This is a genomic window from Syntrophomonas zehnderi OL-4, assembly GCF_000983115.1.
Classification (GTDB): Bacteria; Bacillota; Syntrophomonadia; order Syntrophomonadales; family Syntrophomonadaceae; genus Syntrophomonas_B; species Syntrophomonas_B zehnderi.
Window position 1 is genome coordinate 146,050 of record NZ_CGIH01000026.1, and the last position, 21,684, is coordinate 167,733.

Here is a 21,684-nt window from a genome sequence, read left to right on the forward strand (position 1 = left end):
TGTCTGCAAGGGGGCATCTTTTCTGTTTTGCACATTGAGTACCGGGTGGATGAATAATATCTATAAAACCGCGTAAACCCGCGCAACTTGCGTTATCCGCTTCTATTTTTTAAAATTGGAGGTTATGCAAACAAGTATGGAACTATTGGCTCCGGCCGGGAATTGGGACGCTTTTATGGCAGCACTTAAAAATGGGGCAGATGCTGTGTATATAGGTGGCAAAAGTTATAGTGCTCGTCAGTCGGCCGAAAATTTTGATCTGCCCCAGATCGAATCTGCCGTAGACTATGCCCACCTGCATAATAAAAAAGTCTATGTTACGGTCAATACCCTTATCGATAACGATGAATTTGCTGCTGCGCTTGACTATTTGTATGCACTGGAGCAGCGTCAGGTAGATGCGATAATAATCCAGGATATTGGGTTAGCTGCAGCCTGCCATCGGGTGTTGCCTAAGTTGCGTTTGCATGCCAGTACCCAGATGACAGTCCACAATGAGGGCGGGGCTGCTTTTATAAAAAAACAGGGTTTTAAGCGTATTGTTTTAGCGCGGGAACTTGCGAATACCGATATTAAAACGGTTCATGAACAATACCCGGATGTGGAACTGGAGGTCTTCGTCCATGGTGCCTTATGTTTTTCCTATTCGGGGCAATGTTTGTTCAGCAGCATGGTAGGAGGCCGGAGCGGAAACCGGGGCAGATGTGCGCAGCCTTGCCGCCTGGCTTACCAGCTCAAAAGCCGGTCAGGCAAAAATAACCTTGATCCCGCCCGCCATGGCAGATATTTGCTGAGTCCGGCTGATCTTTGCCTGATAGAATACCTGCCCGAGCTTAAAGAAGCTGGGGTATGCTCCCTGAAAATCGAAGGCCGCATGAAAAGACCGGAATATGTGGCAGTGGTAAGCCGTGCCTATCGAGAAGCTCTGGATTTGCTGGAAGATTCGGGTCAACGGCCGGAACCGGAAATAAAGGAAAATTTATTGAAGGTCTTTAACCGCAATTTTTCCAGCGGTTATTTTTTCGGTGCCGGTGCTGATTTTTTAAGTACTCGGCGGCCCAATAACCGGGGCGTTTTTGTCGGCCGGGTCGTGGAGCAAAAACCTGACCTGATGGTTAAGATCAAGCTGACTGATGCGATCGGCTCTGGCGATGGACTGGTGGTATGGGTAGGCAAGGGAAAAAACCCGGTCGTAATCGTTGAAGAGATGCAAATTGACGGACAACGTGTTAATGAAGCAACCGCAGGCGATATTGTCAGTCTGCAGTTGGAGGAGCGCGTTTTTCCTGGGGATCGGGTATTTAAAACCCATGATGAAGAACTCCTGAGCGAAGCGCAACATAGTATCCGGGATGAAAAGGCTCATAAAATATATGTGGATGCCGCGGTTAGTGTAGGCTTAGGGGAGCCTTTGCGCCTAATTTTATGTGATGACGAGGGCAATAGAGGGGAAGCCCAGACTAAAACGGCAGCGCAGATGGCAGAAAAATACGCGCTGGATGAAGAAGTTTTGCGCGACAAACTGGGGAGAATGGGCAATACTGACTTCGTTTTGCGCAATATAACGATACAGGGCGAGGGCGGCCTGATGCTTCCGTTCAGTGATTTAAACGAGGTACGCCGTCTGGCACTTGAGCGCTTGATTGAAAAAAGGCTTTTAAAGCATGCCAAGCCCGTTACCAGTATCAATTATTTTAATCAGGAAAAGCAGGCCCTGCTCGATGATCCGCGCCCTGACTACAACAAGACCTCCCCCCTGCTTACAGTAGCAGTAAGCAGTGTTGAACAGGCCCGGCTGGCGCTAAAGAACGGTGCAGACCAGGTATTGCTGGGTTTGGAGGGAATGGGCAGCCGCAAACGGCCGTCCAGATCCGAGCTTAAGGAGATGCTAGCTTTAAATCAAGGTAAAAACATACCGCAGGTGATACCCGTATTGCCCCGCATCAGCTTGCCCCAGGATCGATATTCGTATCACCGCATGGTGGATGAAGATTTTTCTGCCCTCATGGTGGGCAATTGGGGAGATCTGCACTGGGGATTGGAGCAGGGGTTTAAAATATTGACTGATTACAGTTTAAATGTATTTAATATATACAGCCTGAAGTTTTTAAGCGGACTGGGGATTAGTTCAGTATGCCTGTCTCCGGAACTTAATTTTAAGCAGTTGCATAGCTTTAAAGGCATTACAGGAGTAGAAATGATCATACATGGGGAATTGCAGTTAATGGAAGCACAGTATTGCGTTTTGGGAGCCACCCTGGGGGGAGATAGAGAAAAATGCACGGCCCCTTGCTCCAAGGATACCTTTTACCTGCAGGATGCCAAATCATATCAGTTTCCGGCAGTAGTCGATGCTGATTGCCGATTTCATGTGTTTAATTCCCGCACCCTTTGTATGATCGAGGATTTAGCCCGGATTATATCTCTGCGGCCGCACAGCCTTCGTATTGAGGCTCGGCTGATGCAAGATGACCAACTGTCTCAAACGGTTAAAACCTATCGGCAGGCCATAAATATATTGCTGGCTGAAGGTGAGCCTGATTTAAACAGGTACAAAAATGAACTGGCTGCCTTGGGTCAGCCATTTACCAAGTGTCATTATTATCGAGGGGTCATTTAATTATGAACAAAGAAACTTTAAACAAGCTGGAGTTTGATAAAATACAGTCGATGCTGGCCGATTTGGCCTATTCGGAAGGCGGCCGCCAAAAAATCATGGCCATGCTGCCCTCAGCCGATCTTGAACTGGTGCAAATGCGTCTGGATGAAACGGAAGAAGCCATGGAACTGCTGCGCTTTGGCGAGCCCAGCTTTTTAAGTTCCCTTAGTCCTGCCGACAGGCATTTAAAAAAGGCCCGCGTGGCCGGTATACTTAATCCCCATGAGTTATTGGACATTTACCATCTGCTGCGGGCATCCCGACTGGCCATAAAATATACCGATGAAGATTCAGTCAGGATATTAAAAAATATCAGCTCCGGTATTATGGAAAACAAAGAACTGGAAAAGAAGCTCAACGATATGATCAATGAGGACGGGGTAGTCCGTGATGATGCATCATTGGCTTTAAAGAGCATTAGGAAACAGATAGAAACGAGCCGTCAGCGGATAAAGGATTATTTACAGAACTTTATCCGTTCTGGCAACAATCAGACCCTGCTGCAGGATGCCCTCGTTACCGAGAGAGCCGGGCGTTACGTAGTACCGGTTAAACAAGAATACCGCCATGAGGTAAAAGGAATTGTCCATGATGAATCTGCCAGCGGAGCCACAGTTTTTATTGAACCGTTGCCGGTCGTTGAACATAATAATAAAATCAAAAGCCTGCAGATTGAAGAACAAAGAGAAGTGGAGCGCATATTAAGAGAGCTCAGCGCGGCGGTGGCTGTTTTTGCCGATGAACTGCTGGTCAATCTTGAATTGCTGGAGGAACTCGATCTTATTTTTGCACGGGGCAACCTGGCTTATAATATGAGCGCCTTCCGTCCCCAGGTCAATAACCGGGGAATTATTGATTTGCAGAAAGCCCGCCACCCTTTGCTGGGCAAGCAGGCGATACCGGTAAACATCACTTTGGGCAAATATTTTGATATTCTGGTTATAACCGGCCCCAACACCGGAGGTAAAACGGTGGTATTAAAGACGACTGGACTGCTGAGTGCTATGGCCATGTGCGGCCTGTTTATTCCGGCCCGGGAAAACAGCGAGATATCTGTTTTTAAAAATATCCATGTTGATATCGGAGATGAACAGAGCATTGAGCAATCGCTTAGCACCTTTTCCTCCCATATGCATAATATCATAAGTATTCTCAAACAGGTTGGGGACGGCTCCCTGGTGTTGCTGGATGAATTGGGGGCCGGTACTGACCCGCATGAGGGTGCCGCTTTAGCCAGCGCCATACTGGAAAGGATGAAAATCCTGAATGCCCGGGTTATTGTAACCACCCATCAAAGTGAATTAAAAACATTTGCCTATCAGAATGAGCGGGTTGAAAATGCCTGTGTGGAATTTGACCCGGTAACCCTGATGCCTACCTATGAGTTGACCATTGGCACACCTGGTCAGAGCAATGCTTTTGCTATTGCCTCTCGGCTGGGATTGGATGCTGAACTGGTGCAGCGGGCCCGCCATCTGGTACCCCAGCGGGAAAGGGAAATTTCAGCTATGATTCGTCAGCTGAAAGAAAGTCAATATCATTTTGAAGCTAACAACCGCGAACTGGAGCAGGCTCAAAGGGATTTGTCTGAACAACGAGCCGCATTGGAGCTGGAAAGAGAAAAATTATATGCGGAAAAAAACGAAATCATCAGAAAGGCCCGTCAGGAAGCTGATACATATGTCCGGGTCATCAAGCGAGAAGCCAATGAAGCCGTTGACGAATTAAAAGAGATGCTAAAAGATAAAGAACAGCCGCCCAAATGGCATGAGATAGAACAAAAACGCAAAAAGATTCGTGAACTGGTGGTAGAATTGCCCAGTCAGGAAACGGTTCCTGACGGACAGACGATAAAGGCGGGAGATTATGTTAAGGTTAAAAACATCAATCAGCTAGGTTACGTTTTAGAAAATCCCGATGATCAGGATGAGGTAGTTGTACAACTGGGAAGTATACGTCTTACAGTCAAACGTGACCAGCTTGCCTTAGCCAAGGCAAAGGAAGAAAAACCTACCCGCCAGCGTAATCAGACTTTTGCCGACAAGGCCAATACTATTTCCCCGGAGCTGGATCTGCGCGGTAAATACGCAGAAGATGCCCTTAAGGATTTGGAAAAATATTTAGATGACGCAGTACTGGTAGGTATCGAACGGGTAAGAATCATTCACGGCAAAGGCACTGGAGCACTGCGCCATGCGGTGCAAACTCACCTGAAAAACCACCCCTATGTAAAAGAGTATCGGGACGGTGCACGCGAAGAAGGCGGTTTCGGAGTTACCGTAATAACCTTGAGATAATATGGACACCAAACCCCGACAGCTTTGAAAAGTGAGGAAAAAGCGGGGAATAACCCATTTCCGTATCTTAATCCTTCAAGACGCGATTAAGTCAATTCATCCAGGTCATAGGGGGTTTCCTGGTATACATAGTAATTTAGCCAATTGGAGAACAGGAGGTTAGCATGGCTTCTCCACTTAACCACTGGCGGCAGGGCCGGATTGTCATGGGGAAAATAGCCGCACGGGACAGCTGTGTTTAAGCCCCTGCTTATATCCCGGTCATACTCGTTTTTAAGAGTCAGGGGGTCATATTCGGAGTGCCCGGTTACAAAAATCTGGCGTCCATCCTTACGGATAACGATATAGACCCCGGCTTCTGCTGATTCCGATAGTATTTCCAGGTCAGGAATCCGTTCTATATCAGCCTTACGTATTTCGGCATGACGAGAATGGGGAGCATAAAATACATCATCAAAGCCACGTAATAGTTTAACGTGGGATTTGTTAACCGTGTGCGGGTAAACCCCAAACATTTTCCGCTCCAAAATATACTTTTTAACTCCGTAATGGTGATACAGTCCGGCTTGTGCTCCCACACAAATATGAAAAGTGGAATATACATGATGCAGGCTCCAATCCATTATGGCTTTTAATTCCTCCCAGTAAGACCACTTGTCAAACTCCAAATGTTCAATCGGCGCACCGGTTATGATCATACCGTCAAAATTCTGCCCTTTTATAGCGCTAAAAGTGGTGTAAAATCTGGCTAGGTGATCTTCTGGTGTATTGCGGGCAGCATGGCTCTGCGGATGCAATAAGACAATGTCAACCTGCAGGGGGGAGTTGCCCAGTAAACGCAGGAGCTGCGTTTCGGTAGCAATTTTTAGTGGCATTAAATTTAAAATCACGATACGCAATGGCCGTATGTCCTGATGTAAGGCGCGTTTTTCGTGCATTATAAAGATATTTTCCTTGCTTAATATATCGGCCGCCGGCAAATCATTTGGTATATTAATGGGCATTTTCAAATCACATCCTGGTTTAATACTTTGCTTAGTTCTGATTCGGTATATTTCATTATCTAAATTCTTTATTACTTTTTATTAACTATGGTGACAATGCATTAAATTTCCCAATCAACAGTGGCTCGGGGTACTTTAAATCTAAACTGATTTGGTCTTGGCAAAGGCCTGGTCGAGATCGTAAATAAGATCATCAACATCTTCCAGTCCGATGGAAAGCCTGATCGTTTCCCCGGTAATCCCAACCGAGCGCAGTTCATCCGCGGACAACTGGGAATGGGTAGTGCTGGCAGGATGTATCACGAGTGATTTGGCATCACCCACATTAGCCAACAGCGAGAATAATTCCAGATTGTTAATGAAATTGCGGCCGGCTTCCAGGCCACCTTTAATCCCGAAAGTGAATATTGACCCTGCCCCCCGGGGCAGATACTTTTTAGACAGGGCATAGTACTTATTGACCGGCAATTCTGGGTAATTCACCCAGGAAACCTGAGGGTGATTATTAAGGTATTCCACAATTTTCCGGGTATTAGCTACATGGCGCTGCATCCGCAAAGAAAGGGTTTCCAGACCCTGCAAAAAAAGAAAAGCGTTAAAGGGACTGAGTGCGGCCCCGGTATCTCTTAACAACTGAACCCGGGCTTTCGTTATGAAAGCCACCGGACCTAAAGCTTCGTAATATTTGATTCCATGATAGCTCGGGTCTGCTTCGGTAAAAACGGGGAATTTACCACTGGCGGCCCAATCAAAATTACCCCCTTCCACTATTACTCCTCCAATCGAGGTACCGTGTCCGCCGATAAACTTGGTAGCGGAGTGAACTACAATATCGGCTCCAAATTCTATAGGACGGCAAAGATACGGGGTGGCAAAGGTATTATCAACAATCAAAGGAATACCATTTTCGTGAGCTGTGCGGGCGACCGCTTCGATATCAATAACATTGGTTTGCGGGTTACCAATAGTTTCCATATATAGAGCCTTGGTTCGCGAATTAATTGCCCAGTTAAAACCATCAGGGTCATCAGGGTCTATAAAAACAGTCTTAATTCCCAATCTAGGCAAAGTAACCGCCAAAAGATTAAAGGTACCTCCGTATAAAGTACTGGCCGCTACTATCTCGTCTCCCGCCCCGGCAATGTTCAGAATGGCATAGGTAATAGCCGCCGAGCCGGAGGCAGTGGACAGTGCTGCCGAACCGCCTTCCAGAGCAGCCATTCTCTGTTCAAAAACATCATTGGTGGGATTCATTATACGGGTATAAATATTGCCGGGCTCTTTTAAAGAAAACAAATCAGCCGCATGCTGCGCATCATTGAAAACATACGATGTAGTCTGATAAATCGGCACCGCTCTGGAACCAGTAGTCGGGTCAGCCTGTTGACCTGCATGAACCTGCAAAGTATCAAATTTCATTTTTCTCTTAGTCATCCACATTTCCCCCTTATATTTTTTATTTAAAAATTTGATAATAAAACTTGATATTAAAACCGAGTAAATCCGCGTCTGCTAAAATTCTAATTTCTAACTAACCCCTAATTTATTAGCTTCCTTGCGCATATAATCAGCGATAGCGGCATGCAGTGCATCGGCAGCCAGATTGGAGCAATGCATCTTAACCGGGGGAAGGCCGTCCAGAGCCTCTGCCACCGTTTGGTTGGTAATCTGTTCTGCTTCCTGCAAAGATTTGCCTTTTACCATTTCCGTAACCATACTGCTGGTAGCGATAGCGGCAGCACATCCAAAGGTTTTGAATTTAACATCAGTAATGATATTGTCTGCTACCTTTATATCGATATGCATGATATCACCGCAAACGGCATTGCCAACTTCCCCGCTGCCGCTGGGCAGGTCTATCCTGCCTACATTGCGGGGGTTCATAAAGTGATTCATTACCTTCTGTGAATACATTTCTTTCCCTCCTTTAATTACACAGGGGAGACATGCCACGCAGGTTTTGGATGATATTGGGAAGCACTTCCAAAACCTTATCAACGTCTTCCTCTGTATTATCTTTGCCCAAGGTTAAGCGCAGTGAGCCGTGGGCTATTTCATGGGGCAGACCCAGAGCCAGTAAAACATGAGAAGGATCGAGCGAGCCGGAAGTGCAGGCCGACCCGCTGGAAGCCATTATTCCGTAGCTGTCCAGCATTAGCAAGATGGATTCTCCTTCCACAAACTCAAAGCATACACTGACACTGCCGGGCAAACGTTTGACCGGGTGGCCGGTCAAACGGCTATGAGGAATACTATTTAAAATGCCTTCCTTAAGACGTTGACCCATTTTGTTCAAGCGGGTCTGTCTTTCCGGCAAATTAATATGTGCCAGTTTACAGGCTGTGCCAAAACCGACTATTCCCGGCACATTCTCTGTCCCGGGACGCAGTCCTCGCTCCTGCCCTCCGCCGTGAAAATAATTACCTACCCGAATCCCCCGCTTGACATACAGGCAACCTACTCCCTTTGGGCCATACAGCTTATGACTGGAAGCCGCTAACATATCCACATCCATTTCTTCTACATCTATCGGCAGTTTACCAACCGTTTGCACCGCATCGGTATGAAAAACTGCTCCGCCTGCATGAGCAACAGCCGCCAATTCCTTAATAGGTTGTATAGTACCAACTTCATTATTGGCATGCATGATACTGACCAAGGCAGTAGTCGGCTTCATGGCTGCCTTAAGTATGTCCGGCTCAACCAGTCCATCAGCAGTTACCGGTAGTACGGTGAGTTCATATCCTCGTTTAGCCAGGTGGAGAAAGGCATCTAATACGGCATGGTGCTCAATGGCCGAGGTAATAAGGTGTCTGCCTTTATCCGGGTTGTTGCTTAAATAGGAAATGATAGCCTGGTTATTAGCCTCAGTACCTCCGCTGGTAAAAACAATTTCTCGTTCCGATGCACCTAGAAGTTCTGCAGCTTGGCTGCGCGCCTGATCTACTGCTTGACGCGCCCTTTGCCCCTTTGTATGGATACTGGACGCATTACCAAATCTATCGGTATAGTAGGGTATCATGGCATTAAAAACCTCCGGGTCGACCGGAGTAGTAGCGCTGTGATCCATGTAGATCTCTCTCACGTAAGCCACCTCCTAAAATTTGTACTTAATTATTCCTGCTTGAATAAGACCGATATAAAACCTTACCAAAATCTCCAGGTCTAAAGCTAAGAGCTGTAGATAATCATCTTTTCCAGGGCCATAGCCGCCCCAACCCTGATGTTTTCCGGAACCGTAATTACGGTTTGCATCTGTTCGATCGAGTAAAGGATTTTTTCCAGGGTAATGCTTTTCATATTAGGGCAGATTAATTCTTCCGCAGCTAAATACAGCTTTTTATCGGCATTTGCTTTATTAATGGCATGCATAACCCCACACTCAGTAGCGATTATGAACTTCTTTGCCGATGAATTGAGCACAAAATTAATAATGCCAGCTGTGCTGCCGCAATAATCAGCTTTAGAAACGACTTCAGGTATACATTCAGGATGAACCGCCACCATAGCTTCTGGATGTGCTTGTAACTTTGCATCTAAATCTTCTTCCGTTACCTGTGCGTGGATAGGGCAGGCGGAAGTAAAATAATCAAGCCGGCGCCCTATTCTATTGGCTACGTTAACAGCCAGGTTCTGGTCGGGTAGAAAACAAATGTTAGCTTCCGGTGGAAACCGCTTTATTATTCTCTCGGCATTGGAAGAAGTGCAGCAGATATCGCTTACCGCCTTAATCTCAGCCGGAGTATTAACATAGCTGACAATGATGCTGTCAGGATGTTGTTCTTTATAGTCTAAAACATCAGCAGCCGAAATACTGTTGGCCATCGGGCAGGTGGCCAGTGGTTCAGGGGACAGAACCGTTTTATCAGGACAGAGAATGGCTGCCGACTCGGCCATAAAATCGACCCCGGCGACTAAAATGGTGTTACTGGGTGATTTTTGGGCGGCTACCGCCATAGAATATGAATCACCTACAAAATCGGCAATATCCTGAATAGATTCGCGCTGATAATAGTGAGCAATTATGTATACGTTTTTTTCCTTTTTCAGATCCAAAATTGTCTGGATTAATTGCCGATCGTCTTTTCCCATTTATAATTTTCCCCTTTCCCCTCAAGTACAATAACCTTATCCCCGGATTGTACCCGTCCAGATTCCAATACTCGGGTGAAAATACCTTCCAGCGGCATAACACATGTGCCGACTTGTTGTTTAATTGGACAACCTTTATTGTGACATTCCTTGCCTATTTGAGTTACTTCCAGCAGCGCTTCCCCAATCCTTATGCGGGTTCCCAAAGGGAGAGAAGAGACATCAATGCCTGCTATGGTAATATTTTCAGCAAAATCACCGTATTCTACAGCAGCTCCCAGAGCCTGCATTTTTTTAAAACTGGACAGTGACAGAAGACTTACCTGACGATGCCAACTGCCGCTATGAGCATCTGTTTCTATACCATAATCAGCCTTAAGATAGGCTTCTTGAACATTATGTTTCTTTTCAGCACGTTTCTTGGATATATTAACAGATAATACATAGCCGTTTTCCTGGTTCATTATGCCGACCTCCTGCTTAATCAATATTAGCCGTCCCATCAATTTCAAAGCGTTAACAATACTACAGTAATTTTATAGGGATTATAAAACAATTTATTCAAAGTAGCAAGATTAATTATTAATTTATGCTCAAATTTTTTAAGACTAACGCAGAGTAATTGATCATCGTTTTCAAATCAAAAGCTAGAAAACTTTGACAAATAAAAAACACGGGATTAAAATAACCAATAAAACATATAGAATTACTAGGAGATAGCTGGCAGAATTAAGGTGATGGAGGCGATAGTATGTCTAAGGTTGCTAAGTATTTAACGGATTTAGTTGGGAACACCCCTTTGCTTGAACTGAGTAACTACAATCGAATTAATGAATTGGAAGCGACATTGATTGCGAAATTGGAGTATTTTAACCCGGCTGGTAGTGTCAAGGATAGGATCAGCCTGGCAATGATCGTAGACGGGGAAAAACAGGGATTTATCAAACCGGATACCGTGATCATTGAACCCACCAGCGGAAATACTGGTATTGGTCTGGCTTTCGTGGCGGCTGCCAAAAGGTATCGTTTAATACTGACTATGCCGGACACCATGAGTGTGGAAAGAAGAAGCCTGCTCGGTGCTCTGGGAGCTGAACTGGTATTGACTCCAGGTGTTGAAGGGATGAAAGGGGCTATTAAAAAGGCCGAAGAACTGGCTGCGCAGATAGAAAATTCGTATATTCCGCAGCAGTTTGTGAATCCGGCTAACCCTGAAATTCACCGGCAAACTACAGCCAAGGAAATCTGGAGGGATACCGATGGTAAGGTGGATATCTTTGTAGGAGGAGTAGGTACAGGCGGCACCATAACCGGCGTAGGCGAAGTATTAAAAACAAGAAACCCCAACATACAGATTGTCGCGGTCGAGCCCTTTGATTCACCGGTCATTTCCGGTGGTAACCCCGGGTCTCATAAAATACAGGGAATTGGAGCCGGATTCATACCGGAAATATTAAACACTTCGATTATAGATGAAATCTTCCAGGTTAAGAATGAAGAGGCTTTTACAACGGCTCGTCAGCTAGCTGCGACCGAAGGATTGCTGGTGGGTATATCTTCAGGAGCCGCAGCTTTTGCGGCCTCTCGGTTAGCCCGGCGGAGAGAGAACAGAGGTAAAAATATCGTTGTCTTGTTACCCGATAGCGGAGAAAGATATTTATCGACCCAGCTATTCCAAGATTCAGGCTTATTTGAATCTATTTGTTAGTATCTGTTTGAAAATAGCGCGAGATATACTGATTTGGCCCGGCACTCCATAACGGAAAAGGTAAATACTAAAGAATGAAATATGTGCCCCGCAAGAAGCTGTCTCTTGCGGGGCGTCAAATCAAGTGGCGGGTTGAGTGTTTTGCGCCCCAACACGTTGGGAAGCTCAGGTTTTTCTGGCAAATAATAAAATTAATAAAATTACAGTGTCCGGCAGTGTCCTTAATAACCGCGTAAATTCATTAAATCCGGTTATCAGCTTCTATATTCCCGCTAATTGTTTAAAATCTGCTCCACGATGTCACCGGGTTTTTGCTTCTTAACCTGATGTTCTTCCAACGGGCAGAAGGGCAGTCTTTCACCGGGTGGAACTATTATTTCTTCAATATGGTCGGCGGGGCAGCCGCCTGTTTGGCTGGCATTGGGAATATTGGCCCGATATAGCTTGCCTTTGTGAATCGGATCCCGGCACACCTTTACCGTATTTTTAAACAGGCCCGGTACATTAAAGTCAGTGTGAATATCACATTTTTCAGTTGGTATTTTGGATTGTTCAGCACTGTTGGATCCCACCTGCACCACTGATAATACCTCTGTATGCGGACAGAATTTCCCGGCCAGCTTGCCGGATTCCTTACAGATTACGATAGTCCTGTGTGAAGGGCAGGTGTTTTTGGGTGTATGCTGTTTTACGCAATATTCCGTTATAATCTGATCCTCCGGGCAGCTTCCTGAAGGAAGCAGGCCGGATTTCGAACAGACACTAACGCTTATAATGTTGGCAGGTTTTGACCAGCTTGCTGTTTTTTTCCCGGTATGCGCTTTTTCCAGCATAGATCTTAGCAGTTTGGCCGGGTAGTTTCCCCCGTATTGATTATTCATAGTATAGTGAGCATCATAACCCATCCAGACCGCACCGCAATAGGTGGGTGTAAAACCACAGAACCAACAGTCCCGGTTTTCTTCTGAAGTTCCTGTTTTACCTGCCGTAGGCACACCTGGTACACGGGCGTTTGTTCCGGTTCCGGAGCTTACTACGGTTTGCAGCATATTGGTCATCAACCAGGCTGTTTCCTTGCTCATTGCCCTGCTGAAAGCCGGTTTGTACTCATAAACCGTCAGACCTTTGTTGTCTACGATCTTCGTTATAAAATGACCTTTGATATATATACCGCCATTGCCTATACTGCCATAGGCAGATGCCATCTGTAGGGGGGTTACTCCTTTAGTCAAACCTCCGAGAGACAAAGGTGCCAGTCCTAAATCATTTTTACCAGGTGTATCAATTAAAGGCAAACCTAATGATTTTCCGCAGTCAAAGCCGCTGCGTACGCCGATTTTGTCCAGCAATTGCACCGCATAGGTGTTAACCGACCACTGTACTGCCGTACGCATGGGAATCAAACCCCGGAAGGTATAATCGTAGTTCTGGGGTGACCATACCTCGTTGCCGACTTTATATGAAATCGGGGAATCATCTAAAACCGTGTAAGGCATAATGCCTTTTTCCAAAGCCGGCACATAAACCGTAAGAGGCTTTATGGTGGAACCGGGTTGCCGGTAGGCTTGAGTAGCCCGGTTAAATCCACGCTGCTGCTTATATTCCCTTCCACCCATAATAGCTTTTACTTCACCGCTGCTGTGATCGATAACCGCCATGCCTACCTGTATGGGTTGCCCCTCCTTAGTTTCACTGGGGAATTTGGCTGGATCTTTGAAGTATTCTTCCCCGTGGAGCTGCAGATCAGCATCCATCGTTGTATAGATCTTAAGACCGTTGCGGTAAATGGCATAATCAGGGTTTTCGATACCATTTTGTTTGAGTTTTTGCAAGGCTTCCTCAATCACGGCATCAACAAAAAAACCGTAGCGTTCAATACTGTTTTGTCCCTTGACCAGATGAATCTGCTCAGCCCAGGCCTCGTCAGCCTGGGCCTGGCTGATAAAATTACATTTGACCATGCTGTTTAAAACAATCTTCTGCCGCGCTTTGGCAGCGTCAAAATTCAAAAAGGGGTCGTAGGTACTTGGGCTTTGTACGAGTCCTGCCAACAGGGCTGATTCGGGCAGGGTCAAACCACTGATATCCTTGCCAAAATACGTATTGGCGGCAGCCTGGACGCCATAGGCGCCTGCTCCGAAATAGATCTTGTTAAGATATAGTCCTAAAATTTCGTCTTTGGAGTAGTTTGCTTCAAGTCTAAAAGCCAGCAGGGCTTCCCGGGCTTTTCTATACCAGGTTTTATCAGAACTAAGGAAAGCATTGCGGGCCAGTTGTTGGGTGATGGTACTGGCGCCCTGACCAGTCAGATCCCGGGTTTGGATATTGGATATTACTGCCCGGGCAATGCCTTTGAAGTTTATTCCGTGGTGTTCATAAAAAGCCTGATCTTCAGTAGCAATAAAAGCTTGGATAAGATCATCAGGAACCTTGTCCAAGGTAATTGCGGTTCTATCCTCTTCGGCATGCAGGCGGTAAAAAACCTGTCCCTCGTCATCAAAAAGCAGGGTCGCATTAGCTCCGGTTAACTGCTCTTCACTCCAGGCTGGCAAATCCGCGGCCACGAAGGCCAGAGTGCCAACTAATGAGCCCAGAACCACCAGGGCAATTACCGAAATTAGAATTTGCCACCCTTTGCGTTCCTTTTTGATTTGGGCGGGTTTACTATCCGGTTTTTGTTCTCTCTCCATAATAATAATCCTTCCGTAAATAATTAATTGTACTTGTACAATAAATATTGGTTCAATAATTGCTATATGCGCAGGTTTACACAGTTTGCTAACCCTAATTATTACATAGTTTAGTATTTCAATAAATATAAATATAATCTAAAATTGCCCGCGAACAGAAAAACCTGGTTTTTTAGTCTTTTTTAAAATCAACCAGTACCGCTATTGATATTCTATTACAAAAAACCAAAAAAATGACAATTTTGCTGCCGGTAAAAATTAATACGTCTATCCAGTAATTATTGTCAGGTCTTAAGACTTGGATAAGATTGCAATAGAATGACTGAATATGCTATTATGCTGTAATGGTAAGGAGGTTATCGTTTTGGATAATAGTATTAAAACACAGGTCATGAGACAAATGGAATTAATTGAGCGGGGTGTGGCGGAAATTATTCCTCGCGAAGAACTGATACAAAAGTTAGGCAAATCAATATCAACGGACAAGCCTTTACGTATAAAGCTGGGACTAGACCCAACCGCACCTGATATTCATCTGGGGCATACCGTTGTTTTGAATAAATTGCGCCAGTTTCAGGATCTGGGCCATGAGGTACACCTGATAATCGGTGATTTTACCGGCAGAATCGGTGACCCCAGCGGAAAATCTGAAACCCGCAAACAGCTTACTGAAGAAGAAGTTATGTTTAACGCCCGCACATATCAGGAACAGATCTATAAGGTTCTCGATCGGGAAAAGACCGTCATTCATTTTAACAGTAAATGGCTTATGCCCATGCAGCTTGCCGATGTTTTGACCCTGGCGGCTAAACATACGGTTGCTCGGATGATGGAACGCGATGATTTCGAAAAACGTTACAAGGAAGGGCTGCCGATTGGAATACATGAGTTTATGTACCCATTAATGCAGGGATATGATTCGGTAGTATTAGAAGCTGATGTGGAAATGGGAGGAACTGATCAGAAGTTTAACCTTCTGGTAGGACGCCAACTCTTAAAAGAATACGGACAGGAGCCGCAGATTGCCTTGACGATGCCTATCCTGGAAGGCACTGACGGTGTTCAGAAAATGAGCAAGAGTCTGGGTAATTATATCGGGGTTAGTGACGAACCCTATGAAATGTTTGGCAAGACCATGTCCATTCCTGATGAAATGATCGTGCGTTATTTCGAACTGCTTACCCGCGTGTCTATGGATGAAATCAAGACCATGCAAACCGAAATGGAAGGTGGCAGCTTAAATCCCCGTGATGCGAAGATCAGATTAGCTATGGAATTAATCACTATGTACCATAGTGAGGCAGAAGCAGTCGCCGCCCGGGATAAATTTCAACTGGTCTTTTCCAACCGTGATATCCCGGATGATATCCCCGAATTAAAGGTAAATGAAAGGGAAGTATGGTTGCCCAAATTCTTAAGCGAAAACAGGTTGGTTGATTCCACCAGTGATGGCAAACGTATGATCAAGCAGGGCGGAGTTAAAATAAACGGCGAAAAAGTCAGCGCTGAAAACATCGTACTGGAAGATGGTATGGTTCTGCAGGTGGGTAAACGCAGGTTTATTAAAGTCTTGCTGTAACTTTATCAGGATAAACAAACGGTGTACATATTAAATGTCCCCTGGAACAGGTATACTGTATAAACTTAGGCAGCCTATTGTATTTTGGTTCTGTCATGCTATAATCATTAAAGATTTAATGATGATATTATTTGAGGACAAAGGCGTTCTCGGCGCATATTGATTCATATGCGGGCGAGAACGTTTTTTTATGCAGTAGACGACTTAGGGGAGGTATAAGGATGGCAAAGCAGAGGGGATACCTGGTTTTGGAGAACGAAGCAGTGTTTGGCGGGATTTTGCTGGACAATACTTATCAAACTCGAGGAGAGGTTGTTTTTAATACCAGTATGGTAGGGTATGACCAGGTTATTAGTGATCCGTCCTATGCGGGTCAGATTGTGGTGATGACCTTTCCGCTTATAGGAAATTATGGAATTAACGCCAATAATCTAGAATCAGACCACCCTTGCTTAAGAGCCCTGATTACCCGGGAAATTTGCCCGGGTGCCGACTACGGTCATTATCAGCAGGAGATCACCCTGGAAGAATATCTGCATTATCATCATATCCCTTGCTTGACCGGGGTTGATACCCGGGCTTTGACCAAAATGATAAGAACCCGCGGTACTATGGGGGGGATCTTAGTTGATTCCCTTGATAATAAAGAAGAACTTTTGCAGGCGGCACGTTTAGCCCTGCAGCCTCCACCACAGGGATACGTCATGCAGGTGAGCCGCAAAGCTGTAACGCGGTTAGGAGCTGGAGGCAAACGCCTTGTCCTGATCGACTTCGGAGTTAAAAAGAGTATTGTTACAGCCTTGCTTAAACAAGGTTGTGAGATATTCATCGTTCCGGCATCTGTGAGTGCCCGGGAGATCCTGGCTTTTAATCCGGATGGGGTAGTGCTTTCCAACGGGCCCGGTGACCCGCTTGATTGTCCTTACGCCATTCAGACTATTGCTGAATTGATCGGTCGTATGCCGATTTTTGGAATATGCCTGGGACATCAGCTGCTGACGTTGGCTTTAGGGGGAAAAACCTATAAGATGCCTTTTGGTCACCGGGGAGGCAATCATCCCGTCAAAGATATGCAAACCGGGCGTGTTTTTATTACCTCGCAAAACCATGGCTATGCAGTTGATGAAAAATCCCTGTGTATTCCGGGCCTTAAGCTAAGTTTTATCAATCTGAACGACCGTAGTGTAGAGGGAATTATTCATAAAGAACTGGCTTTGATGTCGGTGCAGTTCCATCCTGAAGCAGCGCCCGGCCCGGAAGATACCGCTTATCTTTTTGACGATTTTATGGCTATGATCGCCTAAAATAAGGTAGGCCGAAACATCAATGGTATAAAAAAAATATAATCCAATATTTATTGATAGAGCAAAGGTGCTTTATATTCCGCCGCTGCCGGAAGATAAAGTGCCTTTTGTTTTATATATGGGGTGTTATTTAGCGAGTAAGGAGGTGTTGGTAATGAAGAAAATAGAAGCCATTATCCGTCCTGCCAAGCTGGAGGAATTGAAAAAGGAACTAAGTGATCTGGAAGTGCGGGGAATGACTGTCTATAACGTTATGGGCCGGGGCTTGCAGAAAGACATCAAGCAATACTATCGTGGCCAGGAGGTGTCTTTGGATCTGTTTCCGAAAGTCAAGGTCGAGATTATTTGCCGCGACCACTGGGTGGAAAGGATTATTGAAGTTATCCTTAAGGTTTGTTCCAGCGGACAGATTGGTGATGGAAAGATCTTTATCTATCCGCTGGAAGATATTATTCGTATCAGCAGCGGCGAACGAGGCGATGATGCTCTGTAAAGATGATCTAAGCGAGGTGAAGTAGGTAGAGGGGTTTTTATAATCTGCTTTATAAATAATGGCGGGGCGTTTGTAAAGGTTTAAGAATCAGGGCGCAAGGTTTATACTATTATCCTGACCCTTTCAAGGGAAGTTAAATCAACAGTACCAAGCCCCATAATTAAAGAGCAAAGGCGCTCACGGAGAATCTGGGATTTCCGTGACGCCTTTTTTGCTTTTCCAACTAACTAAAGACAGTAATTTTATGCGATAATCGGTAGCTTGATAATCTGTGAGGAGGAATTATTATGAAAACCGCATTAAAAAGCCTGGTGCTGAGTGGACTTACCTGGGCAATTATAACCATGCCGGGGATACCGGTGCAAGCAGCCGAAAAAGCTGCGGCCGACACGGGCGATACCGCTTTTATTATAATATGTGCTGCTCTGGTTCTGTTAATGACTCCTGGCCTGGCCCTTTTTTATGGCGGTATGGTCAGAAAAAAGAATGTTTTAAGCATAATGATGCAGTGCATCGCTGTAATGGCTCTGGTGTCAGTCCAATGGGTCTTGCTGGGGTATACCCTGTCATTTGGTTCTGACCAGGCCAGTTTGATAGGAGGGCTGGAATTTTTGGGATTGCAAGGCATCGGATTAACCCCCAGCGCTGATTTTGGTACTACCATACCCCATCAAGTTTTTGTGGCCTTTCAGTTAATGTTTGCTATTATTACGGCCAGCTTAATCAGCGGTGCCTTTGCCGAACGCATGAAATTTTCAGTTTTTGTAGTATTTGTCCTGTTATGGACGACATTGGTTTACGATCCCCTGGCCCACTGGGTATGGGGAGGCGGCTGGCTGACCAAACTGGGAGCTTTGGACTTTGCAGGTGGTACGGTAGTGCATATTAGTTCCGGTGTGTCGGGGCTGGTAGCGGCTCTGGTTCTAGGCAGGCGACATGGTAGGGAACGCGAAGCCATATTGCCGCATAGCCTCCCTCTGACCGTACTGGGAGCAGCATTACTCTGGTTCGGCTGGTTCGGATTCAATGCCGGCAGTGCTTTAGGAGCCAACGGTTTGGCCGGCTTGGCTTTCTTAGTCACCAACACCTGTGCGGCTGCAGGCGCGCTTTCCTGGGTAGCTGCCGAGTGGATTGACCACGGCAAGCCTACAGTCTTTGGTGCTGTCAGTGGTGCGGTGGCGGGATTGGTCGCCATAACTCCGGCGGCCGGTTTTGTCAGCCCGCTCTCATCAGTTATTATGGGCCTTTTGGTAGGACCTTTATGCTATCTGGCCGTCAGTCGGGTAAAAGAAAAGCTGGGCTATGATGATTCTTTAGATGTCTTTGGTATTCATGGCGTGGGCGGCACTTTTGGCGCCCTGGCTACAGGTGTTTTTGCCAGTCAGGCCTTAAATCCGGCCGGTGTAAACGGCTTGATTTATGGCAATACACATCTGATCCAGGTTCAAGCGGTGGCAGTCCTGGCTACGTATGTCTTTGCCGGTTTAATGACCTACCTCATCCTTAAGGCTATCGGTCTGTTTACAGATCTGCGGGTTACTGCCGAAGAAGAAGAAACCGGTTTGGATGTTTCATTACATGGCGAAAGCGCCTATGGTTATTCCGAGGAAGGGCAGAATACATTAAGTCTAGGGGCTGTGTAAACAGTTTCGGCACTGATTCAGACATAAAATTACCAGTAACAATTATATTATTTTATCATATTATTTGGTAGGCAATGGCGCCGGGGCTTAAGTCCCCCGGTGCTTATTTTTTGAGGAGAGTGGTAATATATGTGCGGAATCAGCGGCTGGATAGACTGGGAAAAGAATTTGACCGGAGAGGTACAAATAGTGCAGGCCATGACCCGCAGCCTGGCACATCGGGGGCCAGATGCAGAAGAATTAAAGATCTTCCCTCATGCCGCTTTAGGGCATCGTCGCCTGATCGTTGTAGACCCGGCAGGCGGACGGCAGCCCATGAGCCGGGAGCGAGCCGGAAACGTATATACAATCGTCTATAACGGAGAGTTATACAACACAGCCGACCTGCGCCGGGAACTAAATGCCTATGGATGTACCTTTCAAAGTAATAATTCTGATACGGAAATTTTGTTACTGGCATACATGTATTGGGGCCCGGCATGTGTGGATAAATTAAATGGAATTTTTGCCTTTGCTATCTGGGATGAAGAGTCGCAAAGTCTGTTTATGGCACGTGACCGCTTGGGGGTAAAACCTCTGTTTTATACCCAGTCCGGTCAGGGCCTGCTTTTTGCTTCCGAATTAAAAGCTTTGCTGGTTCATCCAGCGGTTCATCCTTATATTGATAGTGAAGGGTTGGCTGAACTGCTGGTTATGGGGCCTTCCCGGACACCCGGTCAAGGAATATTTTGCGGTATTAAGGAGTTAAAACCGGGTCATTGCCTGTTTTTTAACCGCTCTGGTTTGCGGATACAACGCTATTGGGAATTAGACAGTCACCCCCATGAAGACGATTTGGCTAAAACGGTTGCCACCGTCCGAGAATTATTTATAGACAGCGTTAGGCGGCAATTGGTTGCCGACGTTCCGGTTGGTACGCTCTTATCCGGGGGGCTGGACTCCAGCGCGATTACAGCGGTGGCCGCCCAGGAATTTCGGCAGACCGGCCGGGTTCTTAATACTTTTTCGGTTGATTATCTGGGTAATGAGGATCACTTTCGCCCTAATGCGTTTCAACCCGATGCTGACGCCGCCTGGGTAGGAACCGTTGCCGACTATCTTCAAACTAAACATAATAATATTAAAATTGACAACCTTGAACTTGCCAGGGCATTGGAAAATGCCCTGTATGCCAATGATCTGCCGGGTATGGCAGATATTGATGCTTCTCTCTACCTGTTTTGTGTCCAGATAAAAAAACAAGTTACAGTTGCTCTATCAGGGGAATGTGCTGATGAAATCTTCGGCGGTTACCCCTGGTTTTTTAATCAGCAGACGTTGTCCCAGGACAGCTTTCCTTGGATACGGATGATGGAGGAGAGAATCCAAATGCTGTCTCCAGAGATTATAGCTTTGATTAAGCCGCGTGAGTACCTGGCTGATCGCTATCGGGAAGCGGTTGCGGAAATGCCTGGTCTGGTTGGAGAAGATAAAGCAGCCGCACGAATACGGCGGATGTTTTATCTTAATATTACTCGCTTCATGCCTACCCTGCTGGAGCGCAAGGATCGTATGAGTATGGCCTGCGGACTTGAAGTAAGGGTACCCTTTAGTGATCATCGGCTTTTGGAGTATGTGTGGAATGTTCCCTGGGAAATAAAAACCTGCAACAATATGCCCAAGGGCTTGTTTCGGCAAGCCGTGATAGGTTTGCTGCCTGAAAAAGTTCTGGCACGTCCGAAAAGCCCTTATCCCAAAACCCATAATCCCGATTATCTGATGCTTATGCGGGAATTCGTTAACGATATATTAAATAAACCCTCCGCTCCGCTCTTAAACCTTATTCATCCTGCCGCAGTAAAGGAGAGATTAACCTCTTCACGACCAATCATGCCCCAGCCCTGGTTTGGGCAATTAATGGGCGAAGCCCAGTATTTAGCTTATTTGATCCTGTTAAACAGCTGGCTGGATAAATATCGGGTGCAGATTAAGTGAGGTAATCTTAGTATTTTTTCAGGTATACAATATTCCTGAGCGCAACTACTTGTTAAGCGAAAAGAAGGGCGGTAGAATGAACTCGTAGCCAACGTAAGCTGTGTTTTAAAATTCGATATTGGGAAACGGGACATAGGCGTCCTTAGGTTGAAGTTGCGGCACTGATCCGGATGAACTTTATCTTAAGGCGCTTTTTTGTGCCTAAAACCAGGAGCCGAAACACGGACTGTTATTGGCGGGC

Annotated in this window: 15 protein-coding genes; 8 read left to right on the top strand and 7 right to left on the bottom strand. The window is 45.9% G+C overall.

Features of this window, described 5'->3' with window-relative positions:
- Positions 1 to 124 precede the first annotated feature (124 nt).
- Together AAV90_RS07000 and AAV90_RS07005 are read left to right on the top strand one after the other, a co-directional pair.
- Entirely contained in the window at positions 125 to 2,620 is a 2,496-nt protein-coding gene (locus AAV90_RS07000) for a U32 family peptidase (RefSeq protein WP_046497038.1), read from the top strand.
- 2 nt (positions 2,621 to 2,622) lie between these two features.
- Positions 2,623 to 4,956 carry an endonuclease MutS2 gene (locus tag AAV90_RS07005; RefSeq protein ID WP_046497041.1) on the top strand — a complete coding sequence of 778 codons (2,334 nt, stop codon included), beginning with the start codon at positions 2,623 to 2,625 and terminating at the stop codon, positions 4,954 to 4,956.
- An 86-nt stretch (positions 4,957 to 5,042) separates the two neighbouring features.
- Here AAV90_RS07005 and metA read toward each other — a convergent pair whose 3' ends face one another.
- From metA to AAV90_RS07035, 6 genes are all read right to left on the bottom strand, one after another.
- Positions 5,043 to 5,960 (bottom strand): homoserine O-acetyltransferase MetA, encoded by a 918-nt coding sequence (gene metA / locus AAV90_RS07010; RefSeq protein WP_046497043.1) that lies wholly within the window; start codon positions 5,958 to 5,960, stop codon positions 5,043 to 5,045.
- A gap of 141 nt (positions 5,961 to 6,101) precedes the next feature.
- Positions 6,102 to 7,394, bottom strand: coding sequence for a homocysteine synthase (locus AAV90_RS07015; protein ID WP_046497045.1), 1,293 nt, complete (start codon positions 7,392 to 7,394; stop codon positions 6,102 to 6,104).
- A gap of 93 nt (positions 7,395 to 7,487) precedes the next feature.
- Positions 7,488 to 7,874, bottom strand: coding sequence for a Fe-S cluster assembly scaffold protein NifU (gene nifU, locus AAV90_RS07020; RefSeq protein ID WP_046497048.1), 387 nt, complete (start codon positions 7,872 to 7,874; stop codon positions 7,488 to 7,490).
- Positions 7,875 to 7,887: 13 nt separating this feature from the next.
- Positions 7,888 to 9,045, bottom strand: coding sequence for a cysteine desulfurase NifS (gene nifS / locus AAV90_RS07025; protein ID WP_046497049.1), 1,158 nt, complete (start codon positions 9,043 to 9,045; stop codon positions 7,888 to 7,890).
- Positions 9,046 to 9,131: 86 nt separating this feature from the next.
- Positions 9,132 to 10,052 carry a quinolinate synthase NadA gene (gene nadA, locus AAV90_RS07030; RefSeq protein ID WP_046497051.1) on the bottom strand — a complete coding sequence of 307 codons (921 nt, stop codon included), beginning with the start codon at positions 10,050 to 10,052 and terminating at the stop codon, positions 9,132 to 9,134.
- Positions 10,028 to 10,516: an MOSC domain-containing protein gene (locus tag AAV90_RS07035; RefSeq protein WP_046497054.1), complete on the bottom strand. Its 489-nt coding sequence runs from the start codon at positions 10,514 to 10,516 to the stop codon at positions 10,028 to 10,030. Before AAV90_RS07035 ends, nadA begins: the two co-directional genes overlap by 25 nt.
- Before the next feature lie 287 nt (positions 10,517 to 10,803).
- Between AAV90_RS07035 and cysK the strand changes: the two genes are divergently transcribed.
- Entirely contained in the window at positions 10,804 to 11,760 is a 957-nt protein-coding gene (gene cysK / locus AAV90_RS07040) for a cysteine synthase A (RefSeq protein ID WP_046497056.1), read from the top strand.
- Positions 11,761 to 12,032: 272 nt separating this feature from the next.
- Here the strand turns inward: cysK and AAV90_RS07045 are convergent, their stop codons facing one another.
- Positions 12,033 to 14,450 (bottom strand): transglycosylase domain-containing protein, encoded by a 2,418-nt coding sequence (locus AAV90_RS07045; protein ID WP_046497058.1) that lies wholly within the window; start codon positions 14,448 to 14,450, stop codon positions 12,033 to 12,035.
- A gap of 328 nt (positions 14,451 to 14,778) precedes the next feature.
- Between AAV90_RS07045 and tyrS the strand changes: the two genes are divergently transcribed.
- The 5 genes from tyrS to asnB all read left to right on the top strand — a co-directional run bounded on the left by tyrS (position 14,779) and on the right by asnB (position 21,443).
- Complete coding sequence (gene tyrS / locus AAV90_RS07050) at positions 14,779 to 16,029, top strand: tyrosine--tRNA ligase (RefSeq protein WP_046497060.1); 1,251 nt, start codon at positions 14,779 to 14,781, stop codon at positions 16,027 to 16,029.
- Positions 16,030 to 16,250: 221 nt separating this feature from the next.
- A complete protein-coding gene (gene carA, locus AAV90_RS07055) occupies positions 16,251 to 17,333 on the top strand; it encodes a glutamine-hydrolyzing carbamoyl-phosphate synthase small subunit (protein WP_046497062.1) in 1,083 nt (360 codons plus the stop codon).
- A gap of 154 nt (positions 17,334 to 17,487) precedes the next feature.
- Positions 17,488 to 17,826, top strand: coding sequence for a P-II family nitrogen regulator (locus tag AAV90_RS07060; protein ID WP_046497065.1), 339 nt, complete (start codon positions 17,488 to 17,490; stop codon positions 17,824 to 17,826).
- Positions 17,827 to 18,113: 287 nt separating this feature from the next.
- The gene (locus tag AAV90_RS07065) at positions 18,114 to 19,469 is read left to right on the top strand and encodes an ammonium transporter (RefSeq protein ID WP_046497067.1); all 1,356 of its coding nucleotides are present in this window, start codon (positions 18,114 to 18,116) and stop codon (positions 19,467 to 19,469) included.
- Between the two features lie 129 nt (positions 19,470 to 19,598).
- Positions 19,599 to 21,443 (top strand): asparagine synthase (glutamine-hydrolyzing), encoded by a 1,845-nt coding sequence (gene asnB / locus AAV90_RS07070; RefSeq protein ID WP_046497069.1) that lies wholly within the window; start codon positions 19,599 to 19,601, stop codon positions 21,441 to 21,443.
- The last annotated feature ends 241 nt before the right edge of the window (positions 21,444 to 21,684 follow it).